This is a genomic window from Nocardia sp. NPDC023852 (assembly GCF_040639505.1).
Classification (GTDB): domain Bacteria; phylum Actinomycetota; class Actinomycetes; order Mycobacteriales; family Mycobacteriaceae; genus Nocardia.
Window position 1 is genome coordinate 825,305 of record NZ_JBFAAB010000001.1, and the last position, 20,556, is coordinate 845,860.

At 66.3% G+C, this 20,556-nt stretch carries 21 protein-coding genes and 4 tRNA genes; 16 read left to right on the forward strand and 9 right to left on the reverse strand.

The window, feature by feature from the left end; translation table 11 throughout:
* Positions 1–12: 12 nt before the first annotated feature.
* From AB0H00_RS03805 to AB0H00_RS03820, 4 genes are all read right to left on the reverse strand, one after another.
* Positions 13–4,182, reverse strand: a complete 4,170-nt coding sequence (locus AB0H00_RS03805; protein WP_357260218.1) for a bifunctional nitrate reductase/sulfite reductase flavoprotein subunit alpha — start codon at positions 4,180–4,182, stop codon at positions 13–15.
* 115 nt (positions 4,183–4,297) lie between these two features.
* Positions 4,298–5,008: a demethylmenaquinone methyltransferase gene (locus tag AB0H00_RS03810; protein WP_357260463.1), complete on the reverse strand. Its 711-nt coding sequence runs from the start codon at positions 5,006–5,008 to the stop codon at positions 4,298–4,300.
* 85 nt (positions 5,009–5,093) lie between these two features.
* On the reverse strand, positions 5,094–6,236 hold the full coding sequence (locus AB0H00_RS03815; RefSeq protein ID WP_357260221.1) for a glycosyltransferase family 1 protein: 1,143 nt from the start codon (positions 6,234–6,236) through the stop codon (positions 5,094–5,096).
* An 83-nt stretch (positions 6,237–6,319) separates the two neighbouring features.
* The gene (locus AB0H00_RS03820; protein ID WP_357260224.1) at positions 6,320–6,775 is read right to left on the reverse strand and encodes a DUF3592 domain-containing protein; all 456 of its coding nucleotides are present in this window, start codon (positions 6,773–6,775) and stop codon (positions 6,320–6,322) included.
* Between the two features lie 39 nt (positions 6,776–6,814).
* On the opposite strand from AB0H00_RS03820, the gene AB0H00_RS03825 reads away from it, so the two are divergent.
* Positions 6,815–7,321, forward strand: coding sequence for a DUF2505 domain-containing protein (locus AB0H00_RS03825; protein WP_357260227.1), 507 nt, complete (start codon positions 6,815–6,817; stop codon positions 7,319–7,321).
* Between the two features lie 84 nt (positions 7,322–7,405).
* Here the strand turns inward: AB0H00_RS03825 and AB0H00_RS03830 are convergent, their stop codons facing one another.
* From AB0H00_RS03830 to AB0H00_RS03840, 3 genes are read right to left on the reverse strand one after another with little or no spacing between them, the layout of a single operon-like run.
* Complete coding sequence (locus AB0H00_RS03830; RefSeq protein WP_357260230.1) at positions 7,406–7,843, reverse strand: VOC family protein; 438 nt, start codon at positions 7,841–7,843, stop codon at positions 7,406–7,408.
* 59 nt (positions 7,844–7,902) lie between these two features.
* Positions 7,903–8,331, reverse strand: coding sequence for an AraC family transcriptional regulator (locus AB0H00_RS03835; protein WP_357260232.1), 429 nt, complete (start codon positions 8,329–8,331; stop codon positions 7,903–7,905).
* 15 nt (positions 8,332–8,346) lie between these two features.
* A complete protein-coding gene (locus AB0H00_RS03840) occupies positions 8,347–9,618 on the reverse strand; it encodes a geranylgeranyl reductase family protein (RefSeq protein ID WP_357260235.1) in 1,272 nt (423 codons plus the stop codon).
* A 277-nt stretch (positions 9,619–9,895) separates the two neighbouring features.
* On the opposite strand from AB0H00_RS03840, the gene AB0H00_RS03845 reads away from it, so the two are divergent.
* Both AB0H00_RS03845 and htpX read left to right on the forward strand, forming a co-directional pair.
* Positions 9,896–10,903, forward strand: coding sequence for a polyprenyl synthetase family protein (locus AB0H00_RS03845; protein WP_357260466.1), 1,008 nt, complete (start codon positions 9,896–9,898; stop codon positions 10,901–10,903).
* Between the two features lie 307 nt (positions 10,904–11,210).
* On the forward strand, positions 11,211–12,092 hold the full coding sequence (gene htpX, locus AB0H00_RS03850; protein ID WP_357260238.1) for a zinc metalloprotease HtpX: 882 nt from the start codon (positions 11,211–11,213) through the stop codon (positions 12,090–12,092).
* A gap of 10 nt (positions 12,093–12,102) precedes the next feature.
* On the opposite strand, the gene AB0H00_RS03855 is transcribed toward htpX, so the two are convergent.
* Positions 12,103–12,567 (reverse strand): MarR family winged helix-turn-helix transcriptional regulator, encoded by a 465-nt coding sequence (locus AB0H00_RS03855; protein ID WP_357260241.1) that lies wholly within the window; start codon positions 12,565–12,567, stop codon positions 12,103–12,105.
* Between the two features lie 125 nt (positions 12,568–12,692).
* Here AB0H00_RS03855 and AB0H00_RS03860 point away from each other — a divergent pair, with 125 nt between their 5' ends.
* A complete protein-coding gene (locus AB0H00_RS03860) occupies positions 12,693–13,718 on the forward strand; it encodes a nitroreductase/quinone reductase family protein (protein WP_357260244.1) in 1,026 nt (341 codons plus the stop codon).
* Here AB0H00_RS03860 and AB0H00_RS03865 read toward each other — a convergent pair.
* Positions 13,709–14,200 carry a YajQ family cyclic di-GMP-binding protein gene (locus AB0H00_RS03865; protein WP_327110379.1) on the reverse strand — a complete coding sequence of 164 codons (492 nt, stop codon included), beginning with the start codon at positions 14,198–14,200 and terminating at the stop codon, positions 13,709–13,711. The genes AB0H00_RS03860 and AB0H00_RS03865 overlap by 10 nt on opposite strands.
* 173 nt (positions 14,201–14,373) lie before the next feature.
* Here AB0H00_RS03865 and AB0H00_RS03870 point away from each other — a divergent pair.
* The 12 genes from AB0H00_RS03870 (at position 14,374) to AB0H00_RS03925 (ending at position 20,462) form a co-directional block, all read left to right on the forward strand.
* Positions 14,374–14,456: transfer RNA gene (locus AB0H00_RS03870), tRNA-Tyr, on the forward strand.
* A gap of 400 nt (positions 14,457–14,856) precedes the next feature.
* Positions 14,857–14,929, forward strand: a tRNA-Thr gene (locus AB0H00_RS03875).
* Between the two features lie 84 nt (positions 14,930–15,013).
* A tRNA-Met gene (locus AB0H00_RS03880) sits at positions 15,014–15,089 on the forward strand.
* Positions 15,090–15,130: 41 nt separating this feature from the next.
* Positions 15,131–15,301 (forward strand): 50S ribosomal protein L33, encoded by a 171-nt coding sequence (rpmG, locus tag AB0H00_RS03885; protein ID WP_011211653.1) that lies wholly within the window; start codon positions 15,131–15,133, stop codon positions 15,299–15,301.
* Between the two features lie 183 nt (positions 15,302–15,484).
* On the forward strand, positions 15,485–16,552 hold the full coding sequence (locus tag AB0H00_RS03890) for a fused (3R)-hydroxyacyl-ACP dehydratase subunits HadA/HadB (RefSeq protein ID WP_357260469.1): 1,068 nt from the start codon (positions 15,485–15,487) through the stop codon (positions 16,550–16,552).
* 222 nt (positions 16,553–16,774) lie between these two features.
* Positions 16,775–16,847: transfer RNA gene (locus AB0H00_RS03895), tRNA-Trp, on the forward strand.
* A gap of 190 nt (positions 16,848–17,037) precedes the next feature.
* The gene (gene secE, locus AB0H00_RS03900; protein ID WP_357260247.1) at positions 17,038–17,439 is read left to right on the forward strand and encodes a preprotein translocase subunit SecE; all 402 of its coding nucleotides are present in this window, start codon (positions 17,038–17,040) and stop codon (positions 17,437–17,439) included.
* A gap of 118 nt (positions 17,440–17,557) precedes the next feature.
* Positions 17,558–18,334 carry a transcription termination/antitermination protein NusG gene (gene nusG / locus AB0H00_RS03905; RefSeq protein WP_357260472.1) on the forward strand — a complete coding sequence of 259 codons (777 nt, stop codon included), beginning with the start codon at positions 17,558–17,560 and terminating at the stop codon, positions 18,332–18,334.
* Between the two features lie 95 nt (positions 18,335–18,429).
* On the forward strand, positions 18,430–18,864 hold the full coding sequence (rplK, locus tag AB0H00_RS03910) for a 50S ribosomal protein L11 (RefSeq protein WP_040870318.1): 435 nt from the start codon (positions 18,430–18,432) through the stop codon (positions 18,862–18,864).
* 126 nt (positions 18,865–18,990) lie between these two features.
* On the forward strand, positions 18,991–19,704 hold the full coding sequence (gene rplA, locus AB0H00_RS03915) for a 50S ribosomal protein L1 (protein ID WP_357260250.1): 714 nt from the start codon (positions 18,991–18,993) through the stop codon (positions 19,702–19,704).
* A gap of 141 nt (positions 19,705–19,845) precedes the next feature.
* Positions 19,846–20,052, forward strand: a complete 207-nt coding sequence (locus AB0H00_RS03920; protein ID WP_357260253.1) for a hypothetical protein — start codon at positions 19,846–19,848, stop codon at positions 20,050–20,052.
* Positions 20,049–20,462, forward strand: a complete 414-nt coding sequence (locus AB0H00_RS03925) for a PIN domain nuclease (protein WP_357260475.1) — start codon at positions 20,049–20,051, stop codon at positions 20,460–20,462. Before AB0H00_RS03920 ends, AB0H00_RS03925 begins: the two co-directional genes overlap by 4 nt.
* Positions 20,463–20,556 lie beyond the last annotated feature (94 nt).

A 20,556-nucleotide genomic window follows, 5' to 3' on the forward strand; every position in this document is an offset into this window, starting at 1 on the left:
CGCGCGCAGAACTCAGTAGACGTCGCGAACGTAACGCTTTTCGGCGACCAGCTGCTTTCTGAAGGCGAGAGCGCTGTCCTCGTCGAGTTTGCCGTGAATGCGGGCGATCCTCAGCAGGGCTTCGTCGACGTCCTCGGCCATGCGGCCTGCGTCGCCGCAGACGTAGAAGTGGGCGCCATCGCACAGCCAGGACCACAGTTCGGCGCCGTGCTCGATCATGCGGTGTTGCACATAGATCCGCTCTCGCTGGTCGCGCGAGAAGGCGAGGTCGAGTCGGGTCAGGAAGCCGGAGCGGAACATGTCCTCCAGCTCGGCGCGGTAGTAGAAGTTCTGTGCCGCGTGCTGATCGCCGAAGAACAGCCAGTTGCGCCCGGTGCAGCCGAGCGCCCTGCGCTCCTGGAGGAAGCCGCGGAACGGTGCGATGCCGGTGCCCGGCCCCACCATGATCATCGGTGCTGTCGGGTCGGTGGGCGGGCGGAAGTGCGGCGCCCGCTGCAGGAAGATCGGCACGGCCGCGTCCGCGACTTCGGCGCCTGCCCGATCGGCGAGGAATGTTGAGCACACCCCGCCGCGCCGGGCCGCTGAACCGGTGGCCGCCGGATCTCCGTAGCGCACAATGCCGACAGTCAGCTGCACCTCGTCCGAGCTGACCAGTGGGCTCGACGAGATCGAATACTGGCGCGGTTGCAGCTTCTTCAGCGTGCCCAGCCACTCCACCAGGTCCGCGCGCACCGGGAAATCACGCAGCACATCCACGGCCTGGCGATCCCACAGGTAGTTCTCCAGCTCGTTCCTATTGTCTCTGCGCAGCAGTTTGGCGAGCTGGTTGCTGTGGTTGCGGTCGGCGAGGAACCCGAGCAGATCCTGGCTCACCTTGGTGATGTCGTAGTGCGTGTGCAGCGCCGCGGCGAGCGGCAGCTCGCGGTCGTCGACGTCGATGACACGGCTGCCGTCCAGCCCGGTGGCCGCGAGCCATTCCGTGACGAGCGACGAACAATTCACCGGCCAGACACCGAGTGAATCGCCCACCTCGTAGCCGGCGTCGAGCCCGGTCACATCGAACCCGAACTGTCGCACTTCTTTCGGCGAACGGCCTCCGGACAGCAGGTGATTGCGCACCAGCGGCGCGCGCAATGGAGCAGCGCGGGTGAACGGCGCGGGCTTGGTGCGGGTGCGGCCGAGTGCCGGGGCGGCGATCGGCAACTCCATGGTGGCGACTCCGCCTGCGTGGCTCGTCGGGCGCCCGGTCCGTGCCGGCGGATCGGTGGGGGAGCTGGGTGGACCGTCGCCGAACGTGGCGAGCACGTCATCGAGCCAGCTCGCCGCCGCGTCCTCGTAGTCGGGTTCGCTGTCGACGCGCACAAGCAGCCGCGTCGCACCGAGTTCGGCGAACTTCTCGTCGAGTTTGCGGCCGTACCCGCAGAAGTCGCGGTAGGAGGAGTCGCCGAGGGCGAACACCGCATACCGCACGTCTGTCAGCCGAATCGCGCTCTCGGCCAGCCGATCCCAGAAATAAGTGCCGTTGTCCGGCGGACCGCCGTCGCCGAAGGTGCTGCTGATCACCAGCACGTCGCCGCTCACCGCGCTCGGCTCGCAAGAATCCAGGTCGAGCAGCCTGGGGCGGAAACCATCCTCGGCCAAGCGCGCAGCGGCGCGCGCGGCGAATTCTTCCGCGGTGCCGGTCTGCGACGCCCACAGCACGGTGATCGCGCCGCCGTCCGGGTCGCTCGTCTGGGGTGCCGAGCCTGCCGCGCCGCGCGAGTACATTCCGGCCAGCAACCCGTCGATCCAGAGCCTGCTGTGCGCCGACATCGGAGCCGACTCCGGAAGGACCGGCTGACCGGTTACCGGAATTGATTGCAGCGCAGCCAAATATCCGCTCATGTAGATGCGTTCGGTCTCGCTGAGCGTGGGCGCGGTCGCACTGTCGAGGCCGAGCACGGCCGCCAGCGGGTGTGCTGATGGTGCCCCGGGAAACGCGGCCGGAGCCTCCGGCACGGCCGCGACCCGACGCAAGGCCACCGCACACGCCTTGAACTCCGGCTGTAGCGACACCGGGTCGACCGCGTCGTTGGTGACCGCGTTGATGGTCAGGTATTCACCCTGCTCGTCGTTCCAATGGAACGGAACGAAGCAGTCACCCTGGCGAACCCGGTCGCTGACCTGCACCGGCAGGACGGCTCTCCCTCGGCGTGAGGCGATCTCGAGCTGGTCTCCCGCGCGCAGACCGAGTCGCTCGGCATCGGCGGGATGCACCTCGACGAACGGCGTGCCGTTCAGCTTGGTCAGCTTGTCGATCTTGCCGGTCTTGGTCATCGTGTGCCACTGGTGTTGCACTCGGCCGGTGTTGAGCAGGAAAGGGTAGTCGTCGTCCGGCATCTCCTCCGGCAACATGTGCGGGCGCGGCCAGAACACGGCTCGGCGGCTGGGCGTGGCGAAGGCAAGCCGGGGCCGATGCCCGTTCTCGTCGACGAAAAGATCTTGGCTGACACCGTCGTTCAGGTATCGGATCGGGTTTCGTCTGTGTTCGGGCTCCGCGCAGGGCCACTGCATCGGCCCTTCGCGCAGCGCCTCGTAGCTCATACCGCGCAGGTCGTAGCCGGTGGACGGGTTGGCGAACCGGCCGATCTCCGCGAAAACATCGGCACTGGAGGGGAAGTCGAAGCCGGGGAACCCCATGGCGGTGGCGATGTCGGCGATGAGCCGCCAATCGGGCCGGGCGTCGCCGGTCGGTGGGACCGACTGCCGCAGCAGGGTGAGGCTGCGTTCCGAATTCACCATCACGGAATCGGCTTCCGCCCACAGTGTGGCGGGCAGCAGCAGGTCGGCGTAGGCGTTGGTCGCGGTCTCGGTGTAGGCGTCCTGGGCGATCACCAGCTCGGCGGCTTCCAGTCCCGCGATCACCGTCTTCCGATTCGACACGGTGGCGACGGGGTTGGTGCAGATGATCCACGCCGCCCGGATCTTCCCCTCGGCCAGCCCGCGGAACATTTCGATCGTGCCAGGCCCGGCCTCGGTGCGCAGCGTGCCGGGTTCGAGACCCCACGCGGTTTCTACGAACGTGCGGTCGGCGGGCGAGAGCAGGCTGCGCTGGCCGGGCAGCCCCGGCCCCATGTAGCCCATCTCGCGTCCGCCCATGGCGTTCGGCTGCCCGGTGAGCGAGAACGGACCGCTGCCCGGACGGCAGATGGCGCCGGTGGCCAGGTGCAGGTTGCACAGCGCGTTGGTGTTCCAGGTGCCGTGCGTGGACTGGTTGAGTCCCATCGTCCACAGCGACATCCATTCGCCCGCCTCGCCGATCCACCGGGCGGCGGTACGGATGTCGGCTTCGGCGAGTCCGGTGATCTCGGCGACCCGCTGCGGCGGATAGTCGGCGAGGAATTCCGGCATCGCGTCCCAGCCTTCGGTCTGGGCGGCGATGAACTCCACATCGATGTCGCCGTTGTCGACCAGCAGATGCAGCAATCCGTTCAGCAGCGCGAGATCCGTGCCCGGCGCGATCTGCAGGAAGAGGTCGGCCCGCGCGGCGGTATCGGTGCGGCGTGGGTCGACCACGATCAGCTTCGCACCCGCTTCTAGTCGCTCGGCCATGCGCAGGAAAAGGATCGGATGACAGTCGGCCATGTTGGCGCCGATCACCAAGAACAGGTCGGCGTGCTCGAAGTCGTCATAGGAGCCAGGCGGCCCGTCCGCGCCGAGCGACTGCTTGTATCCGGTCCCTGCGCTGGCCATGCACAGCCGCGAGTTGGCCTCGATGTGCACAGTGCGCAGGTATCCCTTGGCGAGTTTGGTGGCGAGGTACTGCGCCTCGAGCGACATCTGCCCCGAGACGTACAGTGCGATGGCGTCCGGACCGTGCTCGTCCAGGATGGCCCGCAGCCGAGTCGCCGCCTCGTGCACGGCCTCGTCGACCGGAAACGGCACCGGGACTTGGCCGCGCTCGGAACGTCGGTAGGCGGTCTCCATGCGTCCGGTGGTGCGCATCAACTCGGCGTGCGTCGCCCCCTTGGTGCACAGCCTTCCCGCGTTGGCCGGGTGCATTTTGTCCCCGCTGACCTTGGCGATCACCGGATGACCCGCGTCGCCGGGCGCGGTCTGCACTGTGATCCCGCAGCCGACGCCGCAGTACGAGCACGCCGTTCGGGCGGTGCCGCCGCTGCGGCTCGTCACTGCGTCAGACATGTCTCCGATCATGCTGACCGTCGATTGCGCCGGATTTACCCCGCGTTATCGGCAGGTGACATTCCTCCTCACCGTGAAACAACCTGCTGGTGAGGTGTGATCGGAGTCTGGCGGATCAGCCGAGTTTGTACGCCCGATGCAGGGCAACGACGCCGCCGGTGAGGTTACGCCATTTCACCGACGACCAGCCGTTGGCGGCGATCCGCATCGCGAGCTGGCGCTGATTCGGCCACGCCCGGATGGATTCGGCGAGGTAGACGTACGCGTCGGGATTGCTGCTGACGGCGCGCGCCACCTTGGGCAGCGTCTTCATCAGGTATTCCATGTAGGCCGTGCGGAACATCGGGACGACCGGTGTGGAGAACTCGCACACCACCAGTCTGCCGCCTGGCTTGGTCACCCGGAGCATCTCACGCAGCGCGAGATCGCTGTCGACGATGTTGCGGAGCCCGAACGAGATGGTCACCGCGTCGAACGAATCGTCGGCGAACGGCAGCGCCATCGCGTCGGCCGCCACCATCGGCACCCGGCGGAACCGGCCAGCTGCGAGCATGCCCTGTGAGAAGTCGGCGGCGAGGCACCACGCGCCGGATTTCCGCAGCTCCAGAGTGGACACACCGGTCCCGGCCGCGAGGTCGAGCAGCCGCTCGCCCGGCCGTGGCGCGAGTGCCCTGCGGGTCGCCCAGCGCCAGTAGCGATCCTGACCCCCGGAGATCACCGTGTTGGTCAGGTCGTATCGCCGCGCGACACCGTCGAACATCGACGCGACCTCGTGCGGCTGCTTGTCGAGCGAGGCTCGATTCGATTGCGTTTTCGCCACGCCCATGACACTAACTTGCCCTCTGAGACGCACCCAGCCTGGCACGACGAGTGATCAATCACGTCGCGCGCGCCGCGGTGACAAGCACGGTTCAGGCCGTATGCGGCAACCGAATTCGCGTTTCGGCCACATCGGCGTAGTGCCCTATCAGCTCCGTGCAGACTGCGGGCCAGGTGCGAGGCAGTACCGACTTCCTGCCGGCCCCGGCGAACCTGCTGCGCAGCGCGGGATCGCGCAGCGCCGCGACGGCGCTCGGTAACAGCTCGCGAAACCGGTCCACCGGGAGGAGATAGCCGTTGCGGCAGTGCGCGATCAGATCGCGCGGACCGCCCGCGTCGGGGCCGATCACCGGGACGCCCGAGGCCAGCGCTTCTTGCACGCCCTGGCAGAACGTCTCGTGCTCGCCGGCGTGCACCATCACGTCCAGGCTCGCGTATGCCCGCGCCAGGTCGTCGCCGCCGAGCTCCCCGGTGAACACAGCGCTCGGCATCATGCGGGCCAGCCGTCGACGCTCCGGCCCGTCGCCGACGATCACCAGCTGGATGTCGGGATCGGCTCCGAGCACCGAAAGCCGTTCGATGTGCTTCTCGGGCGCGAGCCGCCCCACGAAGCCGACCAGCAGCTTTTCCCGCCCACGGCGCCAGGTGTCGCGTAGCCGCTCGGACCGGGCCGATGGCGTGAAGCGGGCGATATCCACCCCGCGGCCCCACCGGTGCACACGCGGGATGCCATGCCCGGCCAGGTCCTCGGCGGCGGTCCTGGAGGGGGCGAGAGTGCGTGTGGCGCTCTCGTGGATGCGTCGCGTCCAGCCCCACGCCGCCCGGCTCGCCAGTCCCAGGCCATAGCTCTTGGCGAACCCGGCGACATCGGTCTGATAGACCGCGACCGTCGGTAGGTCCAAGCGCAGCGCAGCGGCGAGACCCCCGGCGCCGAGCAGGAACGGCGAGGCCAGGTGCACCACATCGGCGTCGAAGTCGGCGATGGCCGAAACGATGCCCGGCTGCGGCAGCCCGACCGGTAGGGAGCTGACCTTGGGCACCATCAACGCGGGCACCCGGTACACCGGAAAGCGCTCATGCGTGCGCGGGGCGGGCGGGAGGCCGCGCGGGGTGTCCGGCGCGATGACCAGCGCGTCGTGGCCGTGCCGGTCCAGGTGCTCGAGCACCCGCAGCACGGAGTTGACGACGCCGTTCATATTCGGCAGAAACGACTCCGCGACGATCGCTACACGCACTCTCCCAGGCTGACCGCCACATCGCACCGCGCCGCCACATCAGCGTGAAGGGCACGGAAAGTTCCGGCGAACTGTCGCCAGCGTCAGCCCACCGACGCGGGTCTGCGTCGACCCGCGCGGATGACCAGCCACAGTGCGGGGAGCACGAGCAACCAGACCGCGACGAGGACCGAAAGGGCTGGTGGTATGGCGACACGCACGTCACGGCCTTCCACGCGCACCAGGTCGGGGTCGCTGCGGCTGTACTCCACGCGGATACGCTCCCCCGCGGTCAGGTTGGTCGGATACAGGACGCCGACCTTCGGATTGTGCGTCTCGCCGTCCGGAGTGACGTACATGACCGCCGACCGCAGCCGCCCCGCCGAGAGCACCTCGGCAGTGGTGCTGCCCTTGTCGGAGCTGATCAGATAGTCGTTGCGCCACGCGGCGAGCACCAGCAGCGCGACGAGCACGCTGACCACCGTCGCGGCGGTCAGTACCCCGATCCTGGCCCGCCGCAGGCGGATCGACCGGCCTGCGGACTGGCTGGTTTCCGACACCGCCACAGGCTACCGACCGGCTCGGCTACGGTGACGGCCATGTCCCGCAAATTCAGCTTCACCGTGTCTTACACCGTCCCGGTCGAAGATCTCCACCGGGCACTCACCACCGACGACGTCTGGCGTGCGCGCTTCGCCGAGTCCGAGACCGCGACCATCGACCTGTCGCATCCCGACGGCGCGGGAACCATCCGCATCCACATGACCGAAAAGGCACCAGGGGAGAAAATTCCCGGCCTTGTACGCAGAGTGCTCAAGAGCGAGCTGACCTTCTTCCGCACCGACAACTGGCGAGCCCTCGACGGCGATGTGGCCAAGGGCACCTTCGAGGCCAGCAGTGGCGGGATCGATACCGAGATGTCCGGTACATACGAAATGCATTCCACCGCAGAGGGTTCCGAGATCGAGGTGGTCGGCACCGTGCGGGTCAAGGTGCCCGTGGTCGGCAGAGCCATCGAGCCGCTCGCCGAGCAGCTGCAGCACCGGGCCCTCGACGGCGAGCGCAGATTCATCGAAGAGTGGTTCGCGGCTCGGCAGAACGGCTGAGCGTCTCGGTAACTTCGCTTGTCGCCCCAGCACGAGTCAGGCTCTGTTTCTGGGCCCGTGCCGGGGCGCCGGCGCGGGCGCAAGTTACGCGAAGTCCTCCGGGGAGTACTCCTTCCTCTCCACCAGCACCAGCCAGTTTCCCGAGTTGTCCCGGATGACCGCTTCCGTCCCGTATGGCCGCTCGGCAGGCGGCTGGATGAACTCCACACCCTTGGCGGTGAGCTCCTCGAAGGTCTTCTGGCAGTTCTCGGTCCGCAGGCCAAGGGAGCCGTGCGTGCCGTTGGCCAGCGCGCGCCGGACCGCCTCGGCGTAGTTCTCCTCCAGCGGCGGGCCCGGGATCATCAGCGTGATCTCCAACTCCGGATGCGCGGGATGCGCGACGGTGACCCAGCGGAAGCCGTTGTCGCCCATCGTGACATCGGCGGTCTCGATGAATCCCAGTTTGTCGAGGTACCACTGCTTGGCTTCGTCCTGATCCGTGACGTACACCGTGACCAAGGACACATTTGTAATCGTCGTCATGCGACCAGGCTATGGCGGGTGTCCGGCCCGGCGCTTCTCCGAAATTGCGGTGTCGTCCTTCAGGGGGGCGGCTTGCGATCCGACAGGCCGTGCATGAAGACGAAACAGCCTGGAATACGCGGGGCGCCGTCGGCGAACTTCGCCTGATATTTCGAGGGTGTGACCCCGACCAGTTGGCGAAACTTGCTGCTGAACGAGCCAAGGCTGCTGTAGCCGACCAACATGCAGACCTCGGTGACGGTGAGGTTCGTCGCGCGGAGCAGATCCTGTGCGCGCTCGATGCGTCGCTCGGCCAGATACGCGGCCGGGGTCAGGCCGTACACCGCGGCGAAGGCGCGCAGGAAGTGATATTTGGACACCCCGGCGGCCGCCGCCAACCCGTCCAGGTTCAGCGGATCCGCGTAGTGACGGTCCGCGAGGTCTCGAGCTCGGCGGAGGTGCGGAAGCAGGTACAACGTCGGTAGTCCCCGCGCCGGTTGGGCGCCCATAGTGCCTACCCAGGCCTATGCGAACGGTTGCAGTTCGTCGAAGCGTAGGGACGCCCGGCCCGCGGCGCGCCAGGCCCGCGCGGTCAGGTCCACGTCCTCGTCGGTCACCAGGTTGCCCATCACTCGAACAGCGGTGCGCTGCAAGTACTTCGAGCGCATCACCGGAGGCCCGCCCACCGGAACCATGCGGGGATGGGTCGCCAGCCCCGCGATCCGGCGCGCGACCGAGAAAGTGCGGCCGTAGCGAGTCCGCAGCAGCTGCGGCCAGATCGCCGTGAAGTCCGGCTCGGCCAGCAGCTCGGCCAGCATGTGACCGCCCTCCAGGCCGTAGTCGATCCCTTCCCCGTTGAGCGGGTTCACACAACCCGCCGCGTCGCCGACCAGCACCCAATTACCCCCGGCGACGTGCGAGACCGCGCCGCCCATGGGCAACAGCGCCGAGGCCACCGCGCGCAACGAACCCTCGAACTGCCATTCCTCCCTGCGCAGCATCGTGTAGTGCGCCAGGAGCGGCTTGAGCGCGATATGCGAAGGCCGCTGCTGGGTTGCCAGCGACCCGACGCCGATATTGACTTCGCCGTTGCCGAGCGGGAAGACCCAGCCGTAGCCGGGGACCAGGTCGCCGGAGGCATCGCGCAACTCCAGATGCGAAGTGATCCACTGGTCGGCGCTGCGACCGGACTTGATGTAAGCACGGGCCGCGGTGCCGTAGGCATACTGCCGGTGCCAGGTGCGTCCCAGGAGCCGCCCGACCGGCGAGCGCACGCCGTCCGCGACCACCAGCGTCCGGCATGTGATTGTCCGGATGCCGTCGCCGGTGCGCACTGTCACCCCCGTGACCCGGTCGCCTTCGCGGGTGACATCGACCACCTTGGTGCCGTCGAGCATCCGCGCACCGGATTTCACCGCGGTCTCGCGCAGCTTGTCATCGAGCTCGGTGCGCGGAACGGCACTTCCGTATGTCGGGAAGGACCCGCCCGGCCAAGTCAGGAGTGCCTCGCGTCCGAAGCCGGTCATACGGAGACCATGGTTGACGGTGTGTGCGCGCACCCAGTCGCCGAGGCCGAGATGTTCCAGTTCGGCGGTCGCGCGCGGAGTCAGGCCGTCACCGCAGGTCTTGTCCCGAGGAAAGACGGCGGAGTCGACCAGTAGCACGTCCCGGCCCGCCCGCGCGGCCCAGGCAGCCGAAGCCGATCCGGCCGGGCCCGCGCCGACGACCAGCACCTCTGCCTCGGCGGGCAACGCGTCTCGGTCGCCGCCTGCGGGAGTGACTTCCGGTGAACCCATGGGCTCAATACTCGCAGGGCAGTCTCCAGCACGTCGACGCGGTCACGGCGCGTCCGATCGATGACCACGGTCGAAGGTGTGCGAAAGTGTCTGATCCCCCGCAGAGTGACGGTGTTCATGGGCCATCTGCCGGGGACACGCTAGGTTCTCTACCGTGGGGTCGGACGCATCGCTGGGAGAAGAAATGAGCACATCGGCCATGAGCGAGCGCAGCGAGCGAAAAATAGGCACAGCGCGCGGGGCGCACGACGGAAGCGACCGTCAGCGAGCTGAAGTCGTGAGCGAACTGAGCACGGTGGTGGCCGGGGTCGATCTCGTCGACCTCGAGCTCGCCGCGACGGTGCGTGACGGCCTGGACGAGGTTGAGAAGCTCTTGGTCGACGAGCTGTCCGACGGCGAGGATTTCCTGCTGGAAGCCGCGCTGCATCTGACCAAGGCGGGCGGCAAGCGATTCCGGCCACTGTTCACCATCCTCACCGGGCAGCTCGGCCCGCGCCCGAGCGATCCCGCGTTGATCACGGCGGGCACCGTCGTCGAACTGGTGCACCTCGCCACGCTGTACCACGACGACGTGATGGACGAGGCGCCGATGCGCCGCGGCGCATCGAGCGTGAACGCGCGCTGGGGCAACAGCATTGCCATCCTTGCGGGGGACTACCTGTTCGCGCACGCCTCTCGGCTCACATCGACACTCGGGCCCGACGCGGTGCGCATCATCGCCGAGACCTTCGCCGAACTGGTGACCGGTCAGATGCGCGAGACCATGGGCGCCCGCACATCCCAGGACCCGGTCGAGCACTACCTGCGTGTGGTGTGGGAGAAGACCGGTTCGCTGATCGCCGCCTCCGGGCGATTCGGCGGCACCTTCTCCGGGGCCGAAGCCGAGCATGTCGAGCGGCTGGCCCGCCTCGGCGACGCCGTGGGCACCGCCTTCCAGATCTCCGATGACATCATCGACATCTCCTCGGCCTCCGAGCAGTCCGGCAAGACTCCCGGCACCGATCTCCGCGAGGGGGTGCACACCCTGCCGGTGCTGTACGCGCTGCGTGAAGAGGGAGCCGAAGGAGACCGCTTACGCAAGCTGCTCGCCCGCCCACTGGAGACCGACGACGAGGTCGAGGAGGCGCTCGAGCTGCTCGCCCACTCCCGCGGCATGGTGCTGGCCAAAGAAAAGCTGCAAAGTTTCGCCGACATCGCACACACCGAGCTGTCCGTGCTGCCAGGTGGCCCGGCCAACGACGCACTCGAGCGGCTGGTCCGCTACACCATCGACCGCGTGGGCTGAATATTCGGCCGTGCGGGCGCGCTCGTAAGGCTCGCGCTGTGTGGGCTGGGAGGGGTGCGGTTGCGTGGGTGGGCAGGTGAGATTTGCGCTTTGTGTTCTGGGAAGGTGCTGTGCCGGTAGGTGACGTGGGAATCCGCAGTGTGGTCCGGGGTTGGGCCGTGGTGGTTCCGAGGTGTTTCGAGCCGCGAATGTGATGTGTGGTCGGAGTGGTGCAAGGTGTGGCCGCACCGGAACTCTGTCCGGGGCTTCTGTCGTTGAGTTGCTGTAAGGGCAACTCGGTGAATGGGGGAGTTGGCAAGGGAGACTTATGCACGGGCACGGGTATGCGAACGGACTGAAGACCTTCGGGCTGATGGTCGGCCTCTCGGCGTTGATCGTGTTCGCGGGTGCACTGTTCCGCAGCCCGACGATCCTGGTCCTGGCGATCCTGCTGGCGGTAGGTATGAACGCGTACGCGTACTTCAACAGCGACAAGATCGCGTTGAAGGCGATGCATGCGCAGCCGGTCAGCGAGCTGGAGGCGCCGGTCATCTATCGGACAGTGCGCGAGCTGGCTACCGCCGCACGCCAGCCGATGCCGCGGCTGTACATCAGTCCGACCAACGCGCCCAACGCCTTCGCCACCGGCCGTAGTCCCCGGCATGCCGCGGTTTGCTGCACCAGCGGCATCCTGCAGATCCTCGATGAGCGAGAGTTGCGCGCCGTGCTCGGCCATGAGCTCTCACACGTCTACAACCGCGACATTCTCATCTCCTCGATCGCCGGCGCGCTCGCGGCCGTCATCTCCGGCCTGGCCAACTTGGCCTTCTTCGCGTCCATGTTCGGAGGTAACCGCAATGGTGAAGCTCCGAACATCCTGGGCGTGCTGCTGATATCGCTGCTCGGCCCGATCGCCGCGACCCTGATCAAACTGGCCGTTTCCCGCTCGCGTGAGTACCAGGCCGACCAGTCCGGCGCCGAGCTCACGGGTGACCCGCTGGCCCTCGCCTCCGCTCTGCGCAAACTGGAGCGCGGCGTCCAAGCAGCTCCGCTGCCGCCGGAGCCACAGCTGACAGCGCAATCGCACCTGATGATCGCCAACCCCTTCCGCGCCGGCGAGCGGGCCGCGCGCTGGTTCTCCACGCACCCGCCCATGGCCGACCGCATCGCCCGCCTCGAGGAGATGGCGGGCGGTCCGCGCCGCTACTGAGACCCGCTCGTCATTCGTCCGCGGCGAGCTCTTCTTCGTAGGCGCGGAACGTCTCGACGAACAACTGCCGCTGCTCCGGTGTCAGCGGCTCCAGCACCGTCCGCCAGGCTCGTGCACTGCGGCCCAGCCACTTGTGCACTGATTTCTCGTGCGCGGGTGCGATGCCGACAATGGTGCGCCTGCGATCGTCAGGATCCGCGCCGCGCTCGAGCACGTCCTGTTTGCTCAGTTCGCCGACCATGAGGCTCACCGTCGTCGGCGCCACCTCCAGACGTGCGGCGAGGTCGGTCACCGTGGTCGGACCGTCGAACACCAGGTTGGCCAGCAGCGACAGGTGCCGCGGTGCGAGCGAGAACGATTCCAGCTCCTTCGGGACGCCCAGCTTCTTCGCTCGTCCGACCACCCTCGGCATGAGAAGCAGCAGGGTGCGGATGCCCTCGTCGACACCAAGTCCCGTCCGCTCTTCGATTGACATACCGCACACCTTTCAATAACCTTTGCTTGCAAAGGTATTTTGCTTGCAAAGCAAAATTGCGCTCAATCATCAGGCTATAACCAGCCGTCGCGGCGTGCGTGCGGCACCACGAAGGGGCGTCGGACATGACCGATCCGGAGCAGATCAGGCCAGGCGAATTCAACCGGGCGATCATCGCGGAGTTCCGTGCGAACGGGGGGAAGGTCGGCGGGATGTTCGAAGGAGCGCCGCTCATGCTGCTCACCACCATCGGCGCCCGCACCGGTCGCCCGCACACCGTGCCCGTGGTCTACCGCCGCGACGCAGATCGCCTTCTGGTGTTCGGCTCCAACGCCGGCGCCGACACTCACCCGGCCTGGTTCTACAACGTGCAGGCGAATCCGGAAGTCGCCGTCGAGATCAGCGCGGAGAAGGGGATCGAGACCTACACCGCGAGCGCCTCGATCCTGGAGGGCGTGGAACGTGATCGCGCCTATGCCGCGCAGGCGAGCGACGACGTTGCGTTCGACGCCTATCAGGCAGCGACCGACCGGGTCATCCCGGTGGTCGCGTTGCGTCCCCTCGTTCGCCCCGGACTGGGCAGGCGTCGATTCCTGGTGAGCGCAGGCGCGACCGCGACCATCGCGGCGGGTATCGGGGGCGCGCTCGCAGTATCCGGCTCGCCCGAATCGGCCACCCGGCAGCGCGCCGCGGCGATCGGCGACCATCTGCGGCAGGTGCATGCGCAGCTGCGCCGCGATCTCGCCACCGTCCGAGCCGGTCTCGACAGACATTCGAACGCACCGGACGCCGTCGCGAAGCCGACTCTGCCGCAGGAGCTGCGCACGCACTGCGCCGCGTTCTGTAGCGCGCTGCACGAGCACCACACCAGCGAGGACGGCGTTTTTCCTGCGCTGGTCCGCCTGCATCCCGAGCTGGCGCCCGTGGTGGACCGGCTGCAGCGCGAACATGGTGTCGTGGCCACGGCGCTGACAGAGCTACGCGAGCTGCTCGACACCGGAGAGTCTGGAGACGCGGCTCGGTTGCGTACCGAATTCGACCGCCTCGCAACAGAATTGGAAAACCACTTCAGCTACGAGGAAGACACGCTTGTCGAAACCCTGAACGCGGCGGACCCGGCCGCGTTACGACCCGATAGCGGTCAGCGGTAGTTGACGAACTGGAGCGCGATGCCGAAATCCTCGCTCTTCAACAGGGAGATGACGGCCTGTAAGTCATCGCGCTTCTTGCTGCTCACCCGCAGCTCCTCGCCCTGGATCTGCGCCTTCACACCCTTCGGCCCCTCGTCGCGGATCTTCTTGGAGATTTTCTTCGCATGCTCTGCGTCAATGCCCTGCACCAGCGAACCGGTGATCCGGTACACCTTGCCGGACGCGGCGGGCTCGCCCGCGTCGAACGCCTTCAGCGAAATGTCGCGGCGGATCAGCTTCTCCTTGAAGACCTCCAGCGCGGCCTTGACGCGCTCCTCCGCCTCGGCGGTGAGCACGATCTTGTCCTCGCCGGACCATTCGATCGACGCGCCGGTTCCGCGGAAGTCGTAGCGGGTGTTGAGCTCCTTCTCCGCCTGATGCAGGGCGTTGTCGACCTCCTGCCGGTCGACCTTGCTCACAACATCGAAAGACGAATCAGCCACACTGCGCTCCTGTCCTGACGGTCCGACGGGTCACTACAACCGGATGTTTCCGGCCATCGTCAGTTCTACCCGGAGACCCGAGGTTAGTCGCCCGGCATGGCCGATAGCCAGCCGGTTTGCATTAGGGGTGCGGGTTCGATGTATTCTGCTCAGCGCGCAGAACAAGCGTGAATGGCAGGTTGCCCGAGCGGCCAATGGGAGCAGACTGTAAATCTGTCGGTGAAAGCCTACGTAGGTTCGAATCCTACACCTGCCACTTCGTTCGCTAGGTGAGCCCTGTACGCACAAAGCGCGTACAGGGCTCACTTCGTCTGTTTTTGTGGGGGTGCAACCCCCACGCCCCGCCCGGCGGGGCTTCGCCCCCCGGAACCCCCCCTTTCGAGTGGTTGCGTTGGTCACGTCGGTGTGGGTGTGGGGTGTGGGGGTCGGTGTGGGTTACGGCTCAGGTTGGTGGGGGTACCGGGCTTACGTCGGTGTGGGTTACCCCTCCGGCCTGTCGCTGTCGTGTTCGCTTGGCTCTCGAATATGCTGGGTCCGCAGCCGAAATCACAGCTTTGACCACGCGGTTTGGTGGTGCGACCGGTGAGTGTGTAACCTCGTTCAAGACTTCGCCGCGCTGAGGTCGGGCTTTTGGAGCTCGGTGCGGCAGCAGTCATGCCCCCTTAGCTCAGTCGGCAGAGCGTTTCCATGGTAAGGAAAAGGTCAACGGTTCGATTCCGTTAGGGGGCTCGCCGGATTGCCGGTGGTGACCGACTCGGCATCGCTCCTGTAGTTGCGGGAGTTGGGCGCGGCACCACGACAATGCGACGCCGTGGCGGTGTAGCTCAGTCGGTAGAGCAAACGACTCATAATCGTTGTGTCGCCGGTTCAAGTCCGGCCATCGCTACCACAACCGATTAAGCCCATCAGGTACCGGAAAGAAGGCATATCGTGGCCGCGAAGTCCACCGATGTCCGGCCAAAGATCACCTTGGCCTGCGAGCAGTGCAAACATCGCAACTACATCACCAAAAAGAACCGGCGTAACGACCCGGACCGGCTGGAGCTGAAGAAGTTCTGCCCGAACTGCGGTACGCACCGGGCACACCGCGAATCCCGCTAGTCCCACACGCGTGAACTACCGCGTGGTGTAAGGCCGGGACCACATCCCGGTTATCTCGGGCCGTGGTACCGCGAGGGCCGGACATAAGTCCGGCCCTGACGCATTTTCACGGTGTGGGTGCGGTGGTGAGCGCTCCGCAGACTCCGGGTGACGGGGTCAGATAGGTACAGTCCTCCCGTGACAATCAACACCGGTACATACGAAGCGGTCCAGACGGGCGAGGCATTCGATCCCGCGGCACACGCCGCGCAGATGGTCGGTCACCACTACCGCGTCGACGACTACTACGAGGTCGGCCGTGAGAAGGCGCGCGAATACGCGCGCGCTGTGCAGGACTACCACCCGGTGCACTGGGACGAGGACGTCGCGCAGGAGTACGGCTACGACAACCTGCTCGCGCCGCTCACCTTCATCTCTTTGGTCGGGATTCTGGCCCAACGGAAGCTGTTCGAAGAGGTCGTCACCGGTTACGACCTCAGCCAGATCATGCAGACCGACCAGATCCTCGAGTTCCACCGCCCCATCAAGGTCGGCGACCAGCTCACCTGCGACGTCCACTTGCACTCGTTCCGGCAGGCCTTCGGCGGCGACATCATCGTCACCAAGAACATCGTCACCGCGCAGAACGACGAGCTGGTGCTCACCACCTACACCACACTCGTCGGCCGCAGCGGTGCCGACATCGACCCCAACCTCAACGCCGCCGTCCGCAACGTCCTCATGCACGGCATCGGCGAAGAGGCGCCGGGCCATCACCCACGCAGCACTCCGTCTGTCGCCGCGCCGCCTGAGTCGGCCCTGGTGGTCCCCGCGGTGGTGCCTACCAAGCACGCGATTCGGTTCGAGGATGTCTTGGTCGGCGACGAATTGCCCCCGCGCACGGTCCGGCTCACCCGCGGCGATCTGGTGAACTACGCGGGCGTCTCGGGTGATGCCAACCCGATCCACTGGAGCGACGAGGTCGTAAAGCTGGTCGGCCTGGACAACGTGGTCGCACACGGCATGCTCACCATGGGCCTCGGCGGCGGTTTCATCACCTCATGGCTCGGTGATCCCGGCGCGGTCAAGGAATACAACGTGCGCTTCACCAGCCCGGTCTACGTGGGTACCGACGAGGCCGCCGAGGTGGAGTACACGGGTAAGGTGAAGTCGGTCGATCCGGAGACCAGGACCGCAGTCGTCGCGATCGTTGCGAAGTCGGCGGGAAAGAAGATCTTCGGCCGCGCGACCGCGACCGTGCAGCTGGCCTGACCTGGTCCGGCGACCCTGATTGGCTAATGTTGCGCACGGTGACGTAGACTCAGGTTTCTGGGGTCACCAGCCGCTGCGCGCTGCTCTGTAGGGCTGGTTCCAGGCGATCCGTGCGGATCGCCGACGGGGCCGGCAACTGCCGGAGTGGCGCGCGTGTTGTGTGACACCAGTGCACAACTGAATATCGAACAGAGGTTGGGACAGCCGACGCCGTCCAACCGAAGGGGCGTAGCTCAACTGGCAGAGCAGCGGTCTCCAAAACCGCAGGTTGCAGGTTCAAGTCCTGTCGCCCCTGCCCTGGATGCCAGCGACGAGAGAGGATCGACCCGTGAGCGAGCGCAGCGAGCGAACAATGGACGCAGCCGAGCGTTCGCTCGTGCCGGAGCCGAGCGCCAGCGAGGCGCAGGCATGAGCGAGCGTAGCGAGCGAGCCATTGGCACTGCGCGCATCACGCACGCCGACGACGAGCGCAGCGAGGAGAAGGCGTGAGCGACGAGCGGGACACTCGCCACGGCGCGCATGCGGCCGACAATGGCGATGACACCGCCGCAGCGACTCGACCGAGCGGCAAGCGGTCCGCCCGGCGGGCCCGCAGTGCCTCGCCCTCGCAGATCGACAATGGCGGGGTCGCCACACTCGACCGGCCGTCGCGGAAGGCAGCCAAGACAACCGATCGGGCCGAACGCAAGAAGGCGGGTAATCCGTTCAAGCGTTTGATCAGGTTTCTGCGTGAGGTCATCGCGGAACTGCGCAAGGTGATCTGGCCCAACCGGAAGCAGATGGTCACCTATACGAGCGTTGTTCTGGTGTTCGTGATTTTTATGGTCGCGTTCATCAGCGGGTTGGATCTGGCGTTCATCAAAGGTGTCAACTGGCTGTTCGGCTAGCTGAACGACGCCGACGCCGGTAGCCGATCCCGGGGCGGACACGGGCGGAAGCATTTCGCCGCGCGCCCGGCCCGGCACGCAGAGGATGTACGTGACGACACAGGAAGCGAGTGCCCCAGTGAGCACCCCGGAGAACGACACACACAACGAGTTCCCGGTCGACGACGCGGTGGCCGAGCCCGACTCCGTCGAGGAGTTCGCGACCGAGGAGACCGTGGTCGAGGAATCGGAGCCCGCTGAATCCGCCCCCGCCGCTCCTGTCGATGCCGAGCCCGCGGACCCCGTCGCCGAGATGAAGGCCGCGCTGCGGCGTGCCCCCGGCGACTGGTATGTCATCCACTCGTACGCGGGCTACGAGAACAAGGTGAAGGCCAACCTCGAGACCCGTGTGCAGAACCTGGACCTCGAGGACTACATCTTCCAGGTCGAGGTGCCGACCGAAGAAGTCACCGAGATCAAGAACGGTCAGCGCAAGCACGTCAATCGCAAGGTCCTCCCCGGCTACATCCTGGTCCGGATGGAACTCAACGACGAGTCGTGGGGCGCGGTGCGTAACACTCCCGGTGTCACCGGATTCGTGGGCGCTACCTCCCGTCCGTCGCCGCTTTCCATCGACGACGTGGTGAAGTTCCTGGTCCCAGCCGCGCAGCAGCAGAAGAAGCCCGCCGCCGCGGCAAGCGCTGACGCCACCGGCGGCGACATCGCGCCGAAGCCGGTCATCGAGGTCGACTTCGAGGTCGGCGAGTCGGTGACCGTGATGGACGGCCCCTTCGCGACGCTGCCCGCCAGCATCTCCGAGGTCAACGCCGAACAGCAGAAGCTCAAGGTGCTCGTGTCGATCTTCGGTCGCGAGACCCCGGTCGAGCTGGCGTTCACCCAGGTCGCGAAGATCTAGACCAGTTCCGACAGCGGCGGGGTGAATCTGCCCGGTCGAAGATCCAACACCACGACTTGCAAAGAGCAAGGACAACAAACACCTAGGAAAGAAAGATGCCCCCCAAGAAGAAGAAGCTCGCCGGGATCATCAAGCTTCAGATCCAGGCCGGCCAGGCGAACCCGGCTCCTCCGGTCGGGCCCGCGCTCGGTCAGCACGGCGTCAACATCATGGAGTTCTGCAAGGCGTACAACGCCGCGACCGAGTCGCAGCGTGGCAACGTCATCCCGGTCGAGATCTCGGTGTACGAGGACCGGTCCTTCGACTTCAAGCTGAAGACTCCGCCTGCCGCCAAGCTGCTGCTCAAGGCCGCGGGTGTGCAGAAGGGCTCGGCGGAACCGCACCGTCTCAAGGTGGCCAAGGTGACCATGGACCAGGTCCGCGAGATCGCCAAGACCAAGCAGGAAGATCTGAACGCCAACGATGTCGAGCAGGCGGCCAAGATCATCGCGGGTACCGCGCGTTCGATGGGCATCACCGTCGAAGGCTGAGTTCGGCGTCATAGCTAGCGGATTCGATCTGGGATCCGGCAGCTCATCGAGAGTCGAGATAGCACACGTGGGAGGGCCGGCCAGGCCCGACAACCACATCTGAACACCGACAAGGACACAGACAAAATGGCAAAACGAAGCAAGGCGTATCTCGCCGCGGCCGAGAAGGTCGATCGCGACAAGCTGTACTCCCCGCTCGCCGCGACGCGGCTGGCCAAGGAGACCGCCACCACCAAGACCGACGCGACCGTCGAGGTCGCCGTGCGTCTCGGTGTGGATCCCCGCAAGGCCGACCAGATGGTCCGTGGCACCGTCAACCTGCCGCACGGCACCGGTAAGACCGCCCGCGTCATCGTGTTCGCGGCGGGAGAGAAGGCCGCCGAGGCCGAGGCCGCCGGTGCGGACGCTGTCGGCGCCGAGGACCTGATCGAGCGGATCCAGGGCGGCTGGTTGGACTTCGACGCTGCGATCGCCACCCCGGACCAGATGGCCAAGGTCGGCCGCATCGCGCGTGTCCTCGGCCCGCGCGGTCTGATGCCGAACCCGAAGACGGGCACGGTCACCAACGACGTGACCAAGGCCGTCAACGAGATCAAGGGCGGCAAGATCAACTTCCGCGTCGACAAGCAGGCCAACCTGCACTTCGTCATCGGCAAGGCGTCCTTCGGCGACGCCGAGCTCGTGGAGAATTACGGTGCCGCGCTGGACGAGATCCTGCGTGTCAAGCCGTCGACCGCCAAGGGCCGCTACGTCAAGAAGGTGACGGTCTCGACGAACACCGGACCGGGCATCCCGGTGGATCCGAACCGCACCCGCAACCTCCTCGACGAGGACGCGTAGCCCGCACCTGAGGAACACCGCAACGGCGGGGACGCGATCGCGTCCCCGCCGTTGCGCGTCCAACGGACGGGAGAACTGGATATCAGATTGGCGTAACGGCAGATATCCATGTACCCTTATGTGAGATATGGGGAGGCTGTCGTGGCGAAGACCAGTGTTGACGTAGATATGGCGAAGTTGGATCGCGCAAAAGAGATCCTCGGTACCGAGACACTCCGCGACACGATCGATGCCGCATTCCGCGAGGTGATTCGGATCGACTCCGTACGCAGATTGGTGGATTTGGCCGCGCAGGGGGCGTTTTCGACTCTGCTGGAACCCGACGTCGAGGAACGTCTGTGGGGGTGACTCGCTATCTGGTCGATAAGAGTGCGCTTGCGCGGCTTCATTTGACGCCAGTGCGAGACGTGCTCGTCCCTTTGATGGACCGCGCGCTGGTCTGCATGTGTGGGGTCACCGAGCTGGAGATGCTCTACTCGGTCCGTAACAGCGATGACCGGGCGCGTATCAGGGCGACACTTCATGAATCCCTCGAGTGGGTGGACACTCCGGATGATCTCTGGGGACAAGCGTCCGACCTTCAGGCACTGCTCACCGCCAAGGCTCAACATCGATCCGCATCGATCGCCGATCTGGTTGTCGCGGTCACGGCCCAGGCGCATGGATTGGCAGTTTTGCACTACGACAACGACTTCGACACCATTGCGGCACATACCGGGCAGCCGACAACATGGGTCGTGTCAGCTGGGGCAGTCTGAGCGATCGGCGCGGAGTTCCGCACCGCCGCCGACTGCACAGGCGCCGCGCAAAGGCCTCGGCCGACGGTTGCGGGGCCCGTTTTGGCAGATAGCA

Bases quoted from the DNA above. Each gene is read 5' to 3' on its own strand.
- AB0H00_RS03805 (WP_357260218.1), bottom strand. From the start codon at position 4,182: ATGTCTGACGCAGTGACGAGCCGCAGCGGCGGCACCGCCCGAACGGCG.
- AB0H00_RS03810 (WP_357260463.1), bottom strand. From the start codon at position 5,008: ATGGGCGTGGCGAAAACGCAATCGAATCGAGCCTCGCTCGACAAGCAG.
- AB0H00_RS03825 (WP_357260227.1), top strand. From the start codon at position 6,815: ATGTCCCGCAAATTCAGCTTCACCGTGTCTTACACCGTCCCGGTCGAA.
- AB0H00_RS03830 (WP_357260230.1), bottom strand. From the start codon at position 7,843: ATGACGACGATTACAAATGTGTCCTTGGTCACGGTGTACGTCACGGAT.
- AB0H00_RS03835 (WP_357260232.1), bottom strand. From the start codon at position 8,331: ATGGGCGCCCAACCGGCGCGGGGACTACCGACGTTGTACCTGCTTCCG.
- AB0H00_RS03840 (WP_357260235.1), bottom strand. From the start codon at position 9,618: ATGGGTTCACCGGAAGTCACTCCCGCAGGCGGCGACCGAGACGCGTTG.
- htpX (WP_357260238.1), top strand. From the start codon at position 11,211: ATGCACGGGCACGGGTATGCGAACGGACTGAAGACCTTCGGGCTGATG.
- AB0H00_RS03855 (WP_357260241.1), bottom strand. From the start codon at position 12,567: ATGTCAATCGAAGAGCGGACGGGACTTGGTGTCGACGAGGGCATCCGC.
- AB0H00_RS03860 (WP_357260244.1), top strand. From the start codon at position 12,693: ATGACCGATCCGGAGCAGATCAGGCCAGGCGAATTCAACCGGGCGATC.
- rplK (WP_040870318.1), top strand. From the start codon at position 18,430: ATGCCCCCCAAGAAGAAGAAGCTCGCCGGGATCATCAAGCTTCAGATC.
- rplA (WP_357260250.1), top strand. From the start codon at position 18,991: ATGGCAAAACGAAGCAAGGCGTATCTCGCCGCGGCCGAGAAGGTCGAT.